14 protein-coding genes are annotated in these 18,950 nt (G+C 36.3%); 6 read left to right on the forward strand and 8 right to left on the reverse strand.

Annotated features, from left to right (window positions below; all coding sequences use genetic code 11):
* The first annotated feature begins 20 nt into the window (after positions 1 to 20).
* Together IPK35_12665 and IPK35_12670 are read left to right on the forward strand one after the other, a co-directional pair.
* On the forward strand, positions 21 to 947 hold the full coding sequence (locus tag IPK35_12665; protein ID MBK8054087.1) for a PorP/SprF family type IX secretion system membrane protein: 927 nt from the start codon (positions 21 to 23) through the stop codon (positions 945 to 947).
* A gap of 234 nt (positions 948 to 1,181) precedes the next feature.
* Positions 1,182 to 2,219 (forward strand): hypothetical protein, encoded by a 1,038-nt coding sequence (locus IPK35_12670; protein MBK8054088.1) that lies wholly within the window; start codon positions 1,182 to 1,184, stop codon positions 2,217 to 2,219.
* 72 nt (positions 2,220 to 2,291) lie between these two features.
* On the opposite strand, the gene IPK35_12675 is transcribed toward IPK35_12670, so the two are convergent.
* From IPK35_12675 to IPK35_12685, 3 genes are all read right to left on the reverse strand, one after another.
* The gene (locus IPK35_12675) at positions 2,292 to 3,230 is read right to left on the reverse strand and encodes a DUF4249 domain-containing protein (GenBank protein ID MBK8054089.1); all 939 of its coding nucleotides are present in this window, start codon (positions 3,228 to 3,230) and stop codon (positions 2,292 to 2,294) included.
* A 4-nt stretch (positions 3,231 to 3,234) separates the two neighbouring features.
* Positions 3,235 to 5,568, reverse strand: coding sequence for a TonB-dependent receptor (locus IPK35_12680; protein MBK8054090.1), 2,334 nt, complete (start codon positions 5,566 to 5,568; stop codon positions 3,235 to 3,237).
* 129 nt (positions 5,569 to 5,697) lie between these two features.
* The gene (locus tag IPK35_12685; protein MBK8054091.1) at positions 5,698 to 6,843 is read right to left on the reverse strand and encodes an acyl-CoA dehydrogenase family protein; all 1,146 of its coding nucleotides are present in this window, start codon (positions 6,841 to 6,843) and stop codon (positions 5,698 to 5,700) included.
* Positions 6,844 to 7,298: 455 nt separating this feature from the next.
* Between IPK35_12685 and IPK35_12690 the strand changes: the two genes are divergently transcribed.
* A complete protein-coding gene (locus tag IPK35_12690) occupies positions 7,299 to 8,876 on the forward strand; it encodes an FAD-binding protein (GenBank protein MBK8054092.1) in 1,578 nt (525 codons plus the stop codon).
* A 102-nt stretch (positions 8,877 to 8,978) separates the two neighbouring features.
* Here the strand turns inward: IPK35_12690 and IPK35_12695 are convergent, their stop codons facing one another.
* From IPK35_12695 to IPK35_12705, 3 genes are read right to left on the reverse strand one after another with little or no spacing between them, the layout of a single operon-like run.
* Positions 8,979 to 9,941 (reverse strand): YihY/virulence factor BrkB family protein, encoded by a 963-nt coding sequence (locus tag IPK35_12695; GenBank protein ID MBK8054093.1) that lies wholly within the window; start codon positions 9,939 to 9,941, stop codon positions 8,979 to 8,981.
* On the reverse strand, positions 9,938 to 10,345 hold the full coding sequence (locus IPK35_12700; GenBank protein MBK8054094.1) for an acyl-CoA thioesterase: 408 nt from the start codon (positions 10,343 to 10,345) through the stop codon (positions 9,938 to 9,940). Before IPK35_12700 ends, IPK35_12695 begins: the two co-directional genes overlap by 4 nt.
* A gap of 5 nt (positions 10,346 to 10,350) precedes the next feature.
* The gene (locus IPK35_12705) at positions 10,351 to 11,607 is read right to left on the reverse strand and encodes an arginine deiminase (protein MBK8054095.1); all 1,257 of its coding nucleotides are present in this window, start codon (positions 11,605 to 11,607) and stop codon (positions 10,351 to 10,353) included.
* Between the two features lie 474 nt (positions 11,608 to 12,081).
* On the opposite strand from IPK35_12705, the gene IPK35_12710 reads away from it, so the two are divergent.
* Complete coding sequence (locus IPK35_12710; protein ID MBK8054096.1) at positions 12,082 to 13,350, forward strand: DEAD/DEAH box helicase; 1,269 nt, start codon at positions 12,082 to 12,084, stop codon at positions 13,348 to 13,350.
* A gap of 154 nt (positions 13,351 to 13,504) precedes the next feature.
* Here IPK35_12710 and IPK35_12715 read toward each other — a convergent pair whose 3' ends face one another.
* On the reverse strand, positions 13,505 to 16,465 hold the full coding sequence (locus IPK35_12715) for an insulinase family protein (GenBank protein MBK8054097.1): 2,961 nt from the start codon (positions 16,463 to 16,465) through the stop codon (positions 13,505 to 13,507).
* A gap of 276 nt (positions 16,466 to 16,741) precedes the next feature.
* Between IPK35_12715 and IPK35_12720 the strand changes: the two genes are divergently transcribed.
* On the forward strand, positions 16,742 to 17,407 hold the full coding sequence (locus tag IPK35_12720) for a hypothetical protein (protein MBK8054098.1): 666 nt from the start codon (positions 16,742 to 16,744) through the stop codon (positions 17,405 to 17,407).
* A gap of 5 nt (positions 17,408 to 17,412) precedes the next feature.
* A complete protein-coding gene (locus IPK35_12725) occupies positions 17,413 to 18,009 on the forward strand; it encodes a hypothetical protein (protein ID MBK8054099.1) in 597 nt (198 codons plus the stop codon).
* A gap of 166 nt (positions 18,010 to 18,175) precedes the next feature.
* Here IPK35_12725 and IPK35_12730 read toward each other — a convergent pair whose 3' ends face one another.
* Entirely contained in the window at positions 18,176 to 18,919 is a 744-nt protein-coding gene (locus IPK35_12730; GenBank protein MBK8054100.1) for a pseudouridylate synthase, read from the reverse strand.
* Positions 18,920 to 18,950 lie beyond the last annotated feature (31 nt).

Genomic DNA, 18,950 nt, shown 5'->3' on the forward strand with positions numbered 1-18,950 from the left:
TGAAAGAAAAAAAATCAAAAATGAATTATTTTTATACATCAATCCTTAGCTGTGTATTCTCTTTTATGTATACATTCGTAAATGGCCAACAATTGGCCAATAGTTCTCACATACCAGAATCAAGAGCAGCTTGGAATCCTGCATTTACAGCTACAGGATCAGAAATGATTATAGATGGATTTTTCAGAATGCAATGGTTGGGTTTTGATGGTGCTCCAGTTTCTGGTTTTTCATCAGTACAGCTACCTATAAAAAGCAAAAATATGAGTATTGGTGGACAACTTAATTATGATAAAACAGGGCCAGTAAACAAAATAGGCGGTATGGTGAGTTATGCCTACAAACTACGACAGATTTTAGGCAGGAATGACCAGATTTCCCTTGGTATCTCTGGAAATTTTCAGCAATACAGTTTTAATACTACAGGATTGCAAATAAAAGATGACGGAGATCCATTACTTGCTGCCAATCAGATAAGTTCATTTTACCCTTCTATGGGGAGTGGGTTTTACTATATTTCCAATACCCGCGAGTATAAAGGAAACAGCTTTTTTGCGGGGGTGGCTGTCAATCAGATTTTCACGACTAAGATTTTGGTAAACGAAGTAGATCAGGTCAGAAAAAATCACATTCACATCAATACCGGCGGCAGATTCTATTTTTATGATTCATTCCTTGAACCTATGATCACAGCCAATATCGTTTCGCCTGCCATTGTTGATCTGCTCATAGGACTCAAATATGAAAAAGAAGGAGCATTTTGGGCAGGAGCAGGGTTTTCTGGTACAGGCATGGGAGCCGTGCATTGCGGTATCATCATGGATGAGTTCGGAGATAAAGATGGAACACTAAAAATAGGAGTCTTAGGCAATTATGGTCTGTCTTCTGCTTTGGAAAGAACAGGCCCGGGGTTCGAATTCTATATCAGGTATGCCATGCCCAGATAAAAATTGTATTTATACTCAAAATAAATTGGTTTGCGAAAAATTCATCTACTATTGTATTCATTTTGATGATAATGGCGATAGAATTATTTTTAAAATAAAGACATGAGTACCATCGTCTTTAGAAAAATAAATTCTCGTGGGTATAAAATAATTGAAAAATCAGACCATATGTGGCTGCCATCACACCGTAACCATCATTTTCACCTATTATTATGTTTTAAATAAAATTAAAAAATGAATTCAGATTTAAAAATTTACACCATCCTATCTTCATTCATGATATTCTGTGTCTCCTGTCGCATGAATAAAGATCAGGTCACTGGCGAATCTGTCAATTCAAAACCTGCAATGGTTCATTTTACGGATAGCATTAACGCAGCAAAACTTATCTCTACGGTTGATGATGATGGTTTGTTTGACCAGATATCCCAAATTGATATAGAAATACAAATGAAAAAAGAGCAAGCTTTTGAGTCAAGGGAGCATGCATTATCCGCTTATAAAAAGTTTCTATCCACTGAAGTCTCCTCATGGTCAGACGAAGAAATCGTCATAATGAATCAGATATTTTCCGATGCAAAAAAATTGTGCGACACGATTAGTCCCAGAATATTTCCCGGTGGAATAAAATTGATAAAAATTAAACCCAATCATTATGGACGAGATGTGTATTATACAAGAGGCAACATCATATTTATACCGGAAAACATTTTCCCTATTGAAAATCAACAAACCATTCTCTCTGTCATGTTGCATGAAATATTTCATATCGTATCCAGACAGAATTCTGAGTTGAGAAGTGACATTTACAAACTCATCGGTTTTGCAAAAGCAGAAAAACAGGTAAAGTTGAACGAAATGCTGAATAAAAAACTACTCACAAATCCTGATGGCGTCTCTTATCAATATTTTATCAGATTGGATAGTATTTTGGCTATTCCTCTTATCACCAGCAATTTGGCAGCATACAGAAAAAATACTCCATCATTTTTCAATTATCTTCAATTTGACCTATACCAAATACACGATAAAGGAACATATTATGAAGCAATAACCGATGAAAAAGGTAATACAACCATTCCGTTAAAAAAAACTCCTGTGTTCTTTACAAAAATAAAAGACAATACACAATACATCATACATCCTGATGAAATAATGGCTGATAACTTTATGTTTGCTGTCTTAGCTTTTTCCAATGATGATTACAATCGATTTTCCGGAACAGGAAAAGTGCTGATAAAAGAATTACTGACTATTTTGCGAAAATTTTAATTTGATGGCACTTTGAAATGAGATGTATATAATAGTTCCTGTTGTGTCAATCAATAAAAAATAACAGCTTACTTACTTAGGTGGCACTTTCATAGAGTAGACTCCCACAGCATAACCGCCCCAAATACCCAATCCACCATTGATATTGGTGGATATCCTGGTGTAAGCCGCAAAAGGACCACCACTGCTTGCACTGAAATCTCTTGTATTCCAAAAGTCAAAATGCGCTTTGTCTATGTTGCACCATTTGACTGTGATAGAATCGCCACGCCTGTAAAGTCCAAATGTCTCAGGATCAAAACCACCTCCGCGTCTTTGAGCCCTTTGAAGTGGAAATTCAAATTCTTTACCATCAAAAATGGCATCATCAGTCACGGAACCAAACGGTGGAATCAATGGACCACCTTGTGTTGCGGTAAAATACCTGTAATAGTTCTTAATACCTTTAGGATCATTAATTTTTACATTCAGTTCTGCTAGCGTATCTCTTGGTTTTCCGGGAGGTTCCTTCCAATTGAAGCCATAGATGGGTATATATGTAGGTATTGTTGTACTTGCTGATAAAGTTTTTCCTTCCGCCACTACTGTAAGGTCGTATTTTCTCCCGGGCTCGCGCTTTACCTGATTGAATATGTCTGCATACACACATATGTTGGAAGTAGTAGAATCAGGATTTAAGCCCAAAACGGCATAAACTTCCTTTTTTAGTTCAGCGGGAATCTGATCAAGACACAATTCCTGAAGATTAACACTCTTTGTACCATCAAAAACAGTTACTTTGGCATTTTTTACAAAAAGAGTAGAAAACTGGTCAGCTTTGATAGTGGAAATGAAAGGTATACTTCGCGTCAAAATAACATAAGTTGGATTTGCCCCTTCACCGTATTCAATATAACCTTCTACAACAATTTCCTGCTGTGATACGCTGGTATCGGGAATGAAATTTTCTTCACACGATCCTAAAAATACAGATAAAAATAGCATCAGTGACAGTTGGAATAAATATTTCATAAGCTTAATTCCATTTAAAGTTGTAAGTAATACTTGGTATCAAAGGGAAAATGGTAATTTTTGATCCGGTAATTGTATTGGTACCTGTTTGAAAATCAGTTGTGGTATCAAAGTTTACAAAGAATGGATTCTTCCTGTTGTATACATTATATACCGAAAAATTCCAACTCCCTTTCCATTTCTTTTTTGAATTTGGTCTGGGAGTGTATGTCGCTGACAAATCCATCCTGTGATAATCATCAAGCCGTGAACTATTACGAGGTCCATAAAACAGGTTGATATTCTGCTCCACGAAAAAAAATCCTCTCACAGGTGTAAATAGTTTTCCAGTACCATAAATAAAGATAGCGCCAAAATCCCATTTTTTTGACAGTTTATAATTTAGAACAACAGAAACATCATTTGTTCTGTCATATACTGCCGGATACCATCTTCCACCTTCTATATCTTCAAATGACCTTTCAGACCTGGATAAAGTATACCCTATCCACCCGTTCAATCTGCCTTTGGCTTTTTTAAGAAAAAACTCAGCTCCATACGCACGGCCTTTGCCAAATACAAATGCATCTTCGACTTCCTTACTTATATCATTGACATAATTGTCAGCGTAGTCTATCTGGTTTCTCAGATCCTTATAATATACTTCAAACGATGTTTCGTAGGTATCATTGTTAAAATTCCTGAATAATCCCAAGGCATACTGGACACCTCTTTGCGGTTTGACTATTTCCGAACTCGGCACCCATACGTCAGCCGGTAAGGTACTTGAAGAGTTGCTCACAAGATGCAGATACTGTGTAGTTACAGCGACTCCGGATTTAATACTGAATTCATTGGAAGCCTTATAATTTATAGCCAGTCTGGGTTCAAAACCAGTATATGTTTTGGCTGTCTCAAATGTTCCAAATTCTTTTCCTGTAATCTTAGACGTATATGGTCCGACCTGTTGAAACATACTAAATCTGAACCCTGTATTGATTGCCCACTTAGTATTTATTTTTATGTCATCAAGAAGATATATAGCACTTTCATTGGCATATTTAGGCTTAAATAATGTATTGAACTCAACTTCACCGTTTGATGCGCTGGCAGTATTGGGAGTCAGAGTGTGGTAGGTATAATTGATGCCGTACTTGAGTGTATGTGTCGTGTTTGGATAATTTTCAAAATCTGCTTTGAGATTCCAGTCTTTTACTCCTGAAAACAATTTGAATACAAAATCGTCCTGCCCACCGTTAAACTGAAATTGATAATCATTGTAAACCGCTGAAATATTCATAAACATTTTCTCACTAAACAGGTGATTCCATCTTAATGTAGCTGTCTTATTTCCATAAGGCAAATCAAAAGAAAAATCACGGGTAGGCTGTCTGAACTTCAAAACATCGTTTCCAAAATATCCACTGAAATACAACCGGTTTTTGTCCGAAAATGTATAATTCAATTTGGTATTCAAATCATAAAAGTAATAATTAGTGCCCTCAAAATTGGAACCTTCAAGTGCAGGTTGAATTAAATCCAAAATATAAGTACGTCTGCCTGAAACGATGAAAGAACTCTTGTCTTTGATAATGGGTCCCTGAAAAGTCAGTCGGGATGAAATAAGTCCGATGCCTCCTTCCGCCTCATAGTTTTGATTATTACCTTCTTTCATCTGAATATCAAGTACTGAAGATAGTCTGCCCCCGTAATTTGCGGGCATACTGCCTTTTATCAAGGTAGTATTTTTGAGAGCATCAGCATTGAAAACTGAAAAGAATCCAAGCATATGGCCAGAATTATACACCACTGCCTCGTCGAGTAGTACCAGATTTTGGTCAGGACCTCCGCCTCTCACATAAAACCCTGCATTGCCTTCACCAGATGATAGTACTCCCGGCAATAATTGTATAGTCTTCAGCACATCGACTTCTCCAAAGATAGCAGGAAGCTTTTTAATATTTTCTACCGGGATATCTATGGTGCCCATCTGTGTGCCTTCTACATTCTTTTTCCTTTCATCTTTATCGGCTGTGATTACAACTTCATCGATCACCACACCCTCATTTAGTGAAATATTCAGACTCAGGATTTTAGTCAAGTCTACTTCAAAAACCTGATCTTCATATCCCAGATATGAAGCCACAATTTTATAATTCCCGGATTCGAGAGTCAGGGAGTAAAAACCGTAAGAATTGGTGACCGTCCCCTGAGCAGTATTGGACGTATTGTAAATATTGGCCCCTATTAATGTCTCACCCGTAGCACCGTCTTTTATATAGCCACTTAAGGTGTGCTTTTGTTGACCTATAATACACGATAGACTAAAACAAAAAATAATTGTAAAAAAATGTTTCATCTGTTTTATTTAGTTTTCCACTTTTGCGTCGCTTGCAGGGTAAAATTAAATTTACCACTTGCAGGCAAATGGTAAAATTTTAAATTTAATATATACTCATTATTGAGATTAAAAGTGTTCTATTAACACCTACCCTTCCTTCAATATATTCCTACTAATGACCAATTTCTGTATTTCAGATGTACCCTCACCGATGGTACACAACTTAGAATCTCTGAAATATTTCTCAACGGGGAAGTCTTTTGTATAGCCGTAACCACCGAATATCTGGATAGCATCAGTAGCAATTTGCACACAGATTTCTGAAGCATAGTATTTGGCCATGGCTGATATTGTGGTGACAGGTTGTTGGTTGTTTTTAAGGTGGGCTGATTTTCTTATCAGCAACTCAGCTGCCTGAATCTTGGTCGCCATATCAGCAAGTTTGAAAGAAATCGCTTGGAAGTTGGCAATAGGTTGACCGAATTGTTCTCTCTCTTTGGCATATTTGACAGAAGCTTCGTAGGCGCCTTTGGCGATACCAAGAGAGAGTGCTGCAATACTAATGCGGCCTCCATCAAGGATTTTCATGGACTGAATGAATCCTTCGCCTATTTTACCAAGGACTTGTGACTTGTGTATCCGACAATTATCAAATATCATCTCTGCTGTCTCTGAAGCTCTCATGCCGAGTTTATTTTCTTTTTTTCCTGCAGAAAATCCCGGGGTGCCCCTCTCAACTATAAATGCTGAAATACCGTGGCTGTCTAATAGATCACCGGTACGCGCCAAAACTACTGCAACATCGCCTGATTTTCCATGTGTAATCCAGTTTTTGGCACCATTGATAACCCAATGATCACCATCCTGGACAGCGACACATTTCATACGCATAGCATCAGAACCTGTATTGGCTTCAGTGAGTCCCCAGGCACCAATCCATTCGGCTGACGCAAGTTTCGGGAGATATTTTTGTTTTTGTTCTTCATTGCCAAAAGCCAAAATATGACCTGTACATAAGCTATTGTGTGCAGCCAGACTCAAACCAACAGAACCGCAAACTTTTGAAATTTCTACGATGATACTCACATATTCATGATAACCAAGTCCGGAACCACCATATTCTTCAGGTACTAAAACACCCATAAAACCAAGATCTCCCAAACCTCGCATGGCCTCAACCGGAAAATATTGTGCTTCATCCCACTCCATCACTTGAGGTAATATGTGTTGATGCGCAAAAAAACGTGCGGATTCTTCTATCAATGGTAAGTTATCAACTGTATCTGTATGCATTATTTTAACGATCAATTTTCTCCTAATGAAACGGATCATAAAGATAAATGTTTTTATTTTGTTCAATTATTGTGCAGATACGTGTGTGTGCATAACAAATTGCACCAATTCACATTTTCTTCCCCGCTACCCTCATTCCCTAAAGAGCCTGTCAAGCTATGCTTGAGACGAGCCACCCAATCCAACCTCATTTTTACCGTCTTATAAGAATAATACTGAAAACGTGCAATTTGTTATACAGACGATGCTTTTAGAGTATGTTTAAATTTTTATTGCCTTAAAATCAATATATTATGAACCTGGATTCAAAATAATCGCCTCATTTAGTTCACTAAATTCGTTAATTATTTTATCACCGGAACCATAATCTCTTGATTTACAACTAAAAAAAATTTTAAACATACCTTAAGTGGTCAGGATATTAGATTACTTTTGTACTTTGAAAATTTCAATAGATGATAAAAACCATCGAAATCAAAGTTTTACCTGAAAAATTGATTGATGATTCGTATCTTACGATGCTCCAGGACAGGATTTTAGGAAATGTTGATGGTGAAATAAAATCAAGGATTCTGACAAGAAAATCTATCGATGCCAGAAAAAGACAAGCTGTCTATGTTTTGAGATATGATATATACATAGATGAAGCATACTCTGAACCCGCGCAGATAAAAAGTCAGTATAAGAATGTCAGCAATAATGAAAGTGTGATAATAGTTGGCTCAGGACCTGCAGGGTATTTCGCTGCATTGGAGTGCATTGAGGTAGGTCTGAAGCCTATTGTTCTTGAAAGAGGCAAAGATGTAAGATCAAGACGACGAGACCTGAAATCTATCCAACAAGAAGGTGTAGTTCATCCTGATTCAAACTATTGTTTTGGTGAAGGTGGTGCAGGTACTTATAGTGATGGAAAACTATATACACGGTCTCATAAGCGTGGAAAAATAGACAAAGTCCTGCGACTGCTTATAGAACATGGTGCAAATCCGGAAATTCTATCCGATGCTCACCCACATATCGGTAGCAACAAGCTACCCATGATCATTTCAAATATCAGGTCAACCATTGAAAAATTTGGTGGTGAAGTTCATTTTGAACACAAGGTCACATATCTGATAACTGATAGTGTGAGTATAGCAGGAGTCAGATGTGGAGAAAAAATATTCAGGGCTTCTAATGTAATACTTGCCACTGGGCATTCAGCCAGAGACATTTATTACATGCTGCTCGATAAAGGAATATTGATCGAGCCAAAATCATTTGCACTAGGTTTGAGGGTTGAACATAGTCAGGCTTTTATCGATAAGATCCAATACCATCAGCCTATGCGGGATGAAAACCTGCCGGCCAGCAGTTATAGTGTAGTAACCCAAGTGAATGATAAAGGTGTATTTTCTTTTTGCATGTGTCCGGGAGGATTGGTTGTACCTGCTGCTACTTCACCTGGAGAAATAGTAGTCAATGGTATGTCCCTGTCACGGAGAGACAGTCCTTTTGCCAATTCAGGATTTGTCACATCAATTGACCTTGATGAGCTTCAAAAATATGGCTATACTGGAGTATTAGGAGCATTGAATTTTCAAAAAGAAATCGAAAAAAAAATGTTTGAAGCTGGTGATGGTTCTCAAAAAGCTCCTGCACAGAGAGTATCTGACTTTGTAAATGGAGTCTTATCGCCGGTATTGAATGATACATCTTACATACCCGGTTTGTTTTCTGCTCCGCTTCATAAGTTATTACCTGGTTTCGTGTACAGAAGACTTCGCCAGGGATTGATCAATATTGATAAAAAAATGAAAGGCTTTATTTCCGATGAAGCCAACATCATCGGTGTGGAAAGCAGAACGTCTGCACCCGTCAGGATACCTAGGGATGAGTCCACATTTTGCCACCCTCAAATCAAGGGTTTGTACCCTGCAGGTGAAGGTGCCGGCTATGCAGGAGGCATCATCTCAGCAGCATTAGACGGTCAAAATGTAGTAAAAGCGCTAAAACAAAATCTTATGCTACAAGAACAAAATAAACACCTATAAAATTTGATTTAATATCCAATATCAGCGTTGAAACGCCTCGCCATCGATATTGCTATTTCCATTTGCACTTTGTTGAGACTAACTCCACTATGTTGAAGAATTTTAACTTTTTTGGGATGAGAGTTCTTTTCTTTTCTTCAGTTTGTGTACAGAAATACTTGCGTTTAATTCAAAACCTACCAGCAAAATAAATGAATTGAATTGTATCCATACCATGATGACTATCAATGCTCCTATAGAACCATAAATCTCATTGTATCTGCCAAAATTATTGATAAAGTAGCTAAAACCCAAAGAAGTGATCAATGATAAAATGGTAGCAATCATGGCTCCGACATTGATGAATGGTATCCTTCTGTGCATGGAAGGCCCTAACGTATAGATCAAACTTATGCCCGTATACACTAAAAAAACGGCAAAAAACCAATTGAACAAAGAGAATAAAAAGATCAATACATCAGAAAACCGAATCACATCCCTTAAGTAAGTGATGACGTGTCCTTCCAACACCAGCATGATCAAAGATACAATCAATAATAATGTAAGCACTACTGTCAGTCCTATGGCAATCAACCTTGAGATGTACCACTTACGCGGTTTGAAAGTTTCATGATGTGCCTTGTCAAATCCGGACATCAGGGTAAGCATACCATTTGAAGAAAAAAACAAGGCCAACAAAGCTCCAAAGGAAAGTAAGCTGTCTCTTTTGATGGAAGTAATGTCATTAATGATCGAAAAAATATATTCATGGGCATTTTTAGGTATTACACCATGCAACTGATCACTCAACATTGTCGTGTAGTCCTGCACTATAGTGAAAAGAGGCAGTAAAGTGAAAATGAAAATAATCGCAGGAAAAATGGATAAAAACAAGCTGAAAGATACTGAATTGGCTCTTGTAGTGAGATTGTCCTTTTGGGTTTCTTTCAAGACAAATGTAACGACTTCATAAAGGGAGACACCCGAAAATCCAGGCGGAATAAACGTTTTAGACCAGGACAAAAGTCTTTTTAGGTTTTCCCTGTAATGAAATACTTCAGCTATGTTCCATTTCTTCCTTTTCAAAACAAAGGTCTTAACTTTTCAAGCATATATTGAGGACAACTTACTTTTTTACCGTTTGACATGTCAATAAAAAACAACTTGACCACAGCGGTATGTATCAAAGTCATCTCCTCATTGTAGATTTCATTTTCGAAGGTAATCATACGCGATGGCAACTGCTTAAGAATGGTCTTTATGGTAAGTTCCTCATCATATTTGGCTGGTAAGAGAAATCTTGATTCCACATGTACTACTGGCATCATGATGCGATAGTCTTGTTCCAGTATTTTGTAAGAAAGCCCTATGCTCCTCATAGTCTCTACCCTTCCGATTTCGTACAATTGAGCATAATTACCATAATACAAATACCCCATCATATCCGTCTCACCATATCTTACCCGCTTCTTATAATCAAATGCCAACATATCTATTATAATGAAGTCCTTACAATAGGACAGGTCATACAATGTGATCCACCTCTCGCCCTGGACAATTCATTGGATGGCAGTGTGATGATTGTTTTTGAAATATTTGTTGTATTCAATTTCCCTTTTTCAACCCTTTCTATAAATTCATTGGCATGAATGATGTTGTACCCGGCTTTTTTTAAAGCATGCTCAGTTTTGGGATTTCTGTCATATGTCAATGCCACTCCGGGACGAATCGCCACCATATTGCATCCATCTGTCCATTGTTCCCTCTCCTGATATGGTGATATACCTTCACCACTAAAGATAAAATTGACATTTGGGTTGATTTCATGGGCGAAAAAAGTCTTCACGGAATCATATACCACTTCCGCACCATTTTTTCTAAAAACTTTTACATTGGAACTGATTCCGTCATATACAGTAGGCTTGAAGCAAACTACATCATTGGTGTCAATCATGGTGAATAAAGTATCAATATGCATACAGGACCTGTCTGCAGGAATATTGATTTGGGCCACGTTACTGACTAAATTTTTTGAAAACAACACATCTTTCAAGCTTCTTATGGCATAATCAGTTGTTCTTTCAGAGCACCCTATCAAAATAAAGTCATCATTCAGCATCATGACATCACCGCCTTCTAATGATACAACTTCCCCTTTTTTTGAAGGGGGAAATTTATCAAGGTGGTTCAGGTTGATAATTTTACCCTGATCATTTAGCCCTTTAAACAAAGGATTTGCATAAAAAATGAATCTTGTGAGCAGATTTTCCCTGAATCTTGCTGACTTTGCGGCTTTTGAGATAATAACGTGATCCTTCACAACTATAGCAATGTCACGTGTAAAAATAAAATTAGGAATAGGGTCAAAATATATGTGGTCGTCGTCCTGATAATATCCTGAAATCAACAGCTTTGTAAGACTTTCGGGAGACAAAGACATAAAAAATGCTTTGGTACTTTGAGGCAATTCCTCATAATCAACTATTTTATCAATCAACTCATCTTTAATTTCAGGGCTATGTTCAAATCCTTCGATGATGAGGGTTTCCGTATCCAGGACATTCTCTTTACCTATGAGCATTTGTAAGACTTTCCTGAATATATCATGCTCTATTTTCATCTGAGGAAGATGAACAATGTCGTCAAATAACAATTCCTCAGCTTTTTTGGGTGAAATCCTGGCAATACCCTCATCAGGCCTATGAATAATTACTTTTTGTAACAATCCTATTTCAGAATTTACATTGATCATAAATAATGGTTTGAATGATGGCACAAAAATAGCTAAAGTTCTTTACCAAATGCAATGAAACTCGTTTTAAATAATTACTTTGAACCCACTCCGAAGACAAATATTTTATTTTAACAAAACGTTTTTCTCCTTTCCCCATGCCTTATGCCTTATGCCTTAAGGTAAACTATATAATATCTAGGCTGTAAAAAAATCAATTCAATTATTTTATTTTATTTTACTTCATCCAAGGCTTAAACAAGATGAGTCAAAGTAAAAAATTTAAAAAAATCAGGCAGTAGTACAAAACAGTAACATTTTGAATCTTTAATAAGATTGCAAATCAAAAAACATATACAAAATTTGTCACAACGAAATCACAACAACCAAAAGTAAATATGAAGTATTAAATTAATATAACTACCTTTGTGCTTTATCATATTATGATAATCTTATTTTTAAAGGAAAATAAGTTTCATAATCAAACTAAATATAATGACATTCAATGATTTTGATCTATCAGAGCCGATCTTAAATGCTCTGAAATCTGAAGGCTACACTGTTCCGACTCCGATTCAAATAAAAGCAATACCCATAGTTGTAAAAGGAAAAGATCTTCTGGCCTGTGCACAAACAGGCACAGGAAAAACTGCAGCTTTTGCTGTGCCTATATTAAGACGTCTAGAAATTATGTCAGAAAACAGGCAATCAAAGTCTGTGATTAAAACATTAGTTCTAACACCTACGCGTGAACTTGCCATACAGATAGCTGATAGCTTTGAGGCTTATGGTAAAAATTCAAAGCAGAAAGTGACAACCATTTTTGGCGGTGTCTCTCAGCTTTCACAGGTACAGGCAATAAGAAAAGGAACAGATATTTTGGTTGCTACACCCGGCAGATTGCTTGACTTGATTCAGCAGGGAATCATCAACTTATCCACCATTGAAATTTTTGTACTTGATGAAGCTGATCGTATGCTTGATATGGGATTTGTTCACGATATCAAAAAGATAATAAAACTGCTGCCCCAAAAAAGGCAATCGTTGTTTTTTTCTGCCACTATACCTGCCAATATCAATGAATTGGCCCATACTATACTGACAAATCCTGTAAAGGTAGAAGTGACACCTGTGTCGTCCACTGCCGAAACTATACAGCAGGAATTGATCTACGTGGCAAAAGATGAAAAATACAACTTATTGTTGCAAACGCTACACGATAGAGAAGGTCAAAATGCTTTAATCTTTACGCGTACAAAACATGGTGCTGATAAAGTAGTTAAAGTTTTAAGCAGACATCACATCAAGTCAGCTGCCATCCATGGCAATAAATCGCAAAATGCACGACAAAAAGCATTGAATGATTTTAAGGAAAATATCAATAAGGTGCTTGTGGCCACAGATATTGCAGCACGTGGTATTGACATTGATGAATTATCTTTAGTTATCAACTTTGAAATTCCCAACATACCGGAAACATATGTGCATAGAATAGGCCGAACCGGTCGAGCCGGGGCATCAGGATGTGCCATTTCTTTCTGTGATCATGAAGAAAGAGCCTACATCCGGGACATTCAGAGGCTGATCAGTATTCAAATCCCATCTAAAACATATACAGGATCAGGCATTGAAGTAATCAGTCCATTGCCGGAATTACCTTCAAAATCTGTTGAAACCGTTGAATTAGGCCATCCCAAATCTGCCACAAAGAAAAAATCGTATTGGAAAAACAAAAAGAAAAAATATCCGATTTCTTCTAAATGACCTTGATGTATTTTTATCAAAGATCATCAGATGAATAAAAAAAAGGGCAATATTACATTGTCCCTTTTTTTTTATTGAAAATCATGTCATGATGTGAAATGAGCTTATTAGAAACTCCCAAACTTTCTCACACACAGTTGGGTTTAAACTTACTTTAAGGTTTCAACACCTTAGACTCCACCTCATAACCAAAGATATCTTTATGGTTGAGTTCGACCACTTTGCCATATTTTGCAAGGTCGCTCATATTAAGTTTGGTTTTGTCTCCAATCACTCTGATATTCCATTTCTTATCTTTCATGTGATTACCGTGGAAATTTTTAATATCCGCCAATGTAATATTGTCTATAGACTGGTACACATCTTTTCTGGTGTCATAATTAAGGCCTCTTTTTAAAGCCGTTTGATAGTTGAACAAAATGTTCGTTTTTGTAATCCTGTTGGCTTCTAAGTTTTGCTTGATGGATGTACGCCCTATATCCCAATTTTTTTCAGATTCCGGCATATTTTCAATCAGATCGTTCATTGCATCAAAAGCCTGGGATAATTTATCTGCCTGTGTTCCTACATAAAAGCCAGTTTTATATTTATCTTCTTTTTTACCTGGAGGAGAATAAAAACCATATGTTGAATAAGCCAATGCTTTTGCTTCCCTGATTTCCTGAAATACTACTGATGACATACTGCCTCCATAATACTCGTTAAAAGCAGCGACAATAGGAGTTTTTTTAACATCGTATGCTTCATCCCATCTTTGAAGACTGATATCCGTTTGTATCATATCATAATTTACAAAGTAAATATTGTTTTCATCTGTTGTTTTAGCAGGTTCATACTTTCTTGCAGGAGGATAATCTTTGAGTTTGGGTGCTACTTTGTGTGCTTTTTTAAGTTGAGTTGTCAATGCTGGTACAGCTGTTGGGCCATAATAATACACTTTATGTTTGTATCCAAACAATGACTTGATCAGGTCAGTCATTTCATTCGCCTTGATACTTCTCATTTCCTGATTGCTCAATACATCATTGTATGGGTTCTTTGCACCATAATCCACGTAATTATTCAGAGCACTCCAGAATATAGAGTTTTTGTTAAGTGTATTGTCATTCCTTTGTTTGATCTTGGCCTCTATCATTTTGTTCAAAGCATCCTGATCAGGCTTTGGATTGCGCATCAGATCTTCAATGATAGCAAGCGCTTTTTCTCTATTTTCTTCAAGTCCTGACATACTCACATATACTTGTTCATTTGATGTAAATATATTGAAATCTACTGCAAGATTGTACAATTCTTTGTTGATTTGTTCATTAGATTTTTTTTGGCTGCCTATCAGTTTCAGATATTCGATGGCAAGGGGAAGTTTTTTTATGTTAAAGCTCCCCATATCAAATACATAGTAAAAATCAAAAAGCTTATTGTTTTTATTTGGTACTTGCCAAATCGGAACATCTTTGCTTAAAGCACCAAATTGGATATCTTTCTGATAATCCAGAAATACAGGTTTTAGAGGTGGATTTGGAGTGGCTGTGACATTTCTCAAAAACTCAGATTGGGCGGACCTGTTGATTTCAAGGGCTGTAATCTCCGGTTTGATTACTTTTTGTACAGTAGTATCTTTACCTGTCAGTTTGTACACAGTCATATGATTATTACCAAACCATTTATTGGCAAAGTTTACAATATCTTGTTTTGTTACCTTCCCCATATTGTCCACATCTCTGAGATAATTTTCCCAAGGTGTGCCTGTGGAAAATAAATCATTGAGTGTAAATGCCATCCACATAGGGTTTTCCTGCTCACGGACTTTATTAACTTTCTGATTATTGACCGTGGCTTGTATCAGACTTTCATCAAATTCACCTTTTTTAAGAGCTTCTATTTGGTCCAAAATTAGCTGCCTTACTTCTTTGAGTGTTTGGCCTTGTAACGCCTTACCACCAAAATATATCAGACCATAATCTGTAAGCAAATAGTTAAAACCATAGCCTTCCAGTACTTTTTGGGCATTCACAAGGTTTTTGTCGATCAGACCTGATTTCCCATTGTACAAAATTGCACTTGTAAGATCAGCTAAAATCGCTTCTTTATCATTTTTATCTGGCATTCTGAATCCGATAGCTACACTTTCTGCATCCGGCGTTTGGACATACATTTCTTTTGGCTCAGTGGTTGGTACTTCGGACTCAAAAGTGAACTTCGGTACGTTACCTGTCTTCCAGTCCCCAAAATACTTATCAACAAGTCCTATTGTTTCATCAGCATTGATATCTCCGGCCAAAATGACTACCATATTATTGGGTACATAATAAGTATTGTAAAAATTTCTGATGGTCTTGATGGAAGGATTTTTTAAGTGGTCCACTGCGCCAAGTATAGTTTGGGTACCATAAGGATGTTTGCTAAACAATCCTGAAAACATACCTTCAAAAACTTTGCTTTGACCATTGTCAAGAGAAATATTTTTTTCTTCGTACACAGTTTCCAATTCAGTGTGAAATAACCTAAAAACTGGATTTGTAAATCTTTCATCCTGGATATTAAGGAATTTCTCAAGATTGTTGGAAGGAATATTTTCCATATAAGCTGTCATCTCAAAGCTTGTAAAAGCGTTGGTCATGTTAGAGCCAACCGCAGACATGGCTTTATCATATTCATTGGGAATTGCAATTTTTGAAGCCAACGTCGATATGGAGTCAATTTGTTTATATATGCTCTTACGTATATCCTGGTCAGTGGTCTGTCTGTATACTTCATACAAATCGTCAATCTGATTAAGATAAATTTTTTCTTTGGCATAGTCCATAGTTCCTAAGTTACCTGTGCCTTTAAACATGAGGTGCTCCAGATAATGTGCCAGTCCCGTATTGGTAGAAGGATCATTTTTCCCTCCGGCGCGTGTAGTAATCAGAGTCATGATTTTAGGTTCATTTCTGTTTTCATGCAAAATGACCTGCAAACCATTTTTAAGCGTGTAAAATCGTGTTTGTGTGGGATCTCCTGTGACGATATTGTAGGAATATTTGCCATCAGCAGAGGTTTTTTTTACAGTTTGATACTGGGCATGCAACTTCTGTACTATAAAAAGACAAAAAACTAAAGTAATCAGGTTCTTCATAAAATTAATTTAATGATTGGATAATATTTTTATAACGATAAAAAATGTCTCTTAACTATATTATGTCAAATGGGAAAGTTAAAATTTTGCTTTATTTCAATCTTGATAGTAATGAAAATATATCATATGTGCAACATCTTTCAAAATAAAATCTATCGGTCACATGAATCTCAAAACAAGATAAACACATTGATCTTTTAAATACACTGTACCAACAACTTTAACAACATTTTAAGATAAGCCATCGTTATAAAAATAACAGTTCATCTTAGTTATATGAGGATATTACATTTTTTTATCTTTCTGATTTTCGCTACTTCAGTTGTGGCCCAAAAAAAATCTGATACTTTTTACACTTTTAAAAACCAATTGGGTATCAACTTTACCAATGTACTGGGTAATGTACTGAGTCTGAACCCAAATAATGCAAGTTCGCCATACGGCCTTTCATTTCGAAGGCATTATGCGAAATCATCGTTCAGGTCAGCTATCAATGGTGCTATAAAATCCACCAATACCACTGAATTTAATAGCAATGATTTCCTAAACAAAAAACTTAAAACAACGGAAGTGAATTTTAGGGCTGGCCTTGAAAAACATCTTCCGCTTTACTCAAAAATGATGATGACTTATGGTGCAGATATTCTTTTGGGTTATATTGAAGAGCATTCAAATGTAAGTACTTTTTTTAGTCAGGGTCAATCCAGAAATTTTATAAGCGATATGAATACATACACTATTGGCTTCGGCCCTGTTTTAAGACTCGAATTTAAAATTTCTGAAAGGTTACATTTAAGTACAGAAACTACGCTATATGGCTTGTATGGTAAAACATCGGAAACATTATCTATCAATGGTATCTTGTCAGATGAGCCGAAAAAGCAAGTAAGTAGTCTCAGACTTGAGCTTCCACAATCTTTATTTTTCAATATTTCATTTTGATAAGTATGGTAAGAATATTGAATTGGGTCGTTTGTTTTTTATGCATGTCAGTAACTATCTCTGGTCAGGTAGAATCACAAGATACAACTGCTTCTGTTTACGCTGAAGAAGACCTCTATGAAGATGACCCATACTTTTGGTCACACACAAAAGAAATAGGCTTGAATTTTACGCCTTTACTCTCAAAATTTATTCCTTTTAATCTGGGTAAGACAGATGCCGGGCTCATAGGATTAAAATACAAAAAATATTATTCTGAAAGGGCTTTTTTGGTAAATTTTGGTTCAAACATTACTTCAAGAGCAAGTAATGATGGTTCAATTTTTTTTTATCTTGGTTTTGGTTTGGAAAGAAGGAGACCAATCTCAAAAGATAAAAAATTTGCTTACACAAGCGGTTATGAAATTTTTTTCAGTGCTGATGGCGCAGATGCAAGTTCAACGGCAGCATTTGCTAAATCCTACGGTTTTGAATATCATTTTAATAAAAGACTATTTTTGTCTACCGAAGGCGCACTACAGATTGGGCTGAGTGACCCTGAACCATTTTTTATTAGATTTGCCATTCCAGTAGCTGTATTCCTGAATGTCAGATTGTATTAGGTAAATTCGTTGCATTTTGATGTTAATTTTATATTTTCTGTTGTCAATGTCTTATCGGTTTTTAAGTCATTTGTCCTGATATTTATAGTTGACAGAAAATATTTTTCGAAAAATATAAATTATAATGTATTGTAAATTGTATAATTATGATTGTAAATTTTCGCAATCAAATTTCTGTTGAGAATAACCTTAACTGTGCATTAGCTTTGGGAATGAATCCATTCTCTTCAAATCCTAAAATTTTATAAACCCTTTTAAACTCATCTTTGATTGGTGCATATATATATGTATCATGACCAGTAATCGGATGTGCAAACTGTAGTGACGAAGCTTGGAGCATCATATCTGACAAACCAAATCTCTGGAGAAAAAATCTGTTTTGTTTATTGCAGCCATGTGGTCGGTCTCCGATGATAGGATGAAAAATATGGGAAAGATGCCTTCTGATCTGGTGCATCCGCCCTGTCAATGGAACAGCCTCGACCAATGAATATCGGGAAGTGGAAAATCTGCCGGATGACTCAGGTATCTCTGTTGTCTGTAAAGTAGTAAATGTCGTTATGGATTCCTGAAGCTTGCCTTTCTCTGACATGATAGGATAATCTATTTGAAAGGTTTCGGAAGTGTAACCCCTGACTATAGCTAAATACTTTTTATGTACTTGTCTATCCATAAACATTTTGTTCATGACAGACTGTATCTCTTTAGTTTTTGCCATCAGCAAAAGACCTGAAGTTTTACGATCGAGACGATGTACAGGATACACCCTTGCACCAATCAAGTTGCGGACTTCTTGTACCATAAATAAACTAGCAGCAGGATCAATGCGGCTTCTGTGAACAAAAATACCAGTAGGCTTGTGAACTGCTATCAGGTAGTCATCTTCATACAGAATATCATAAGAATTCAATTATACAGGTTTTAAATGTCCTGTAAAAGTA

It is taken from the genome of Saprospiraceae bacterium, from assembly GCA_016713025.1.
GTDB lineage: Bacteria > Bacteroidota > Bacteroidia > Chitinophagales > Saprospiraceae > OLB9.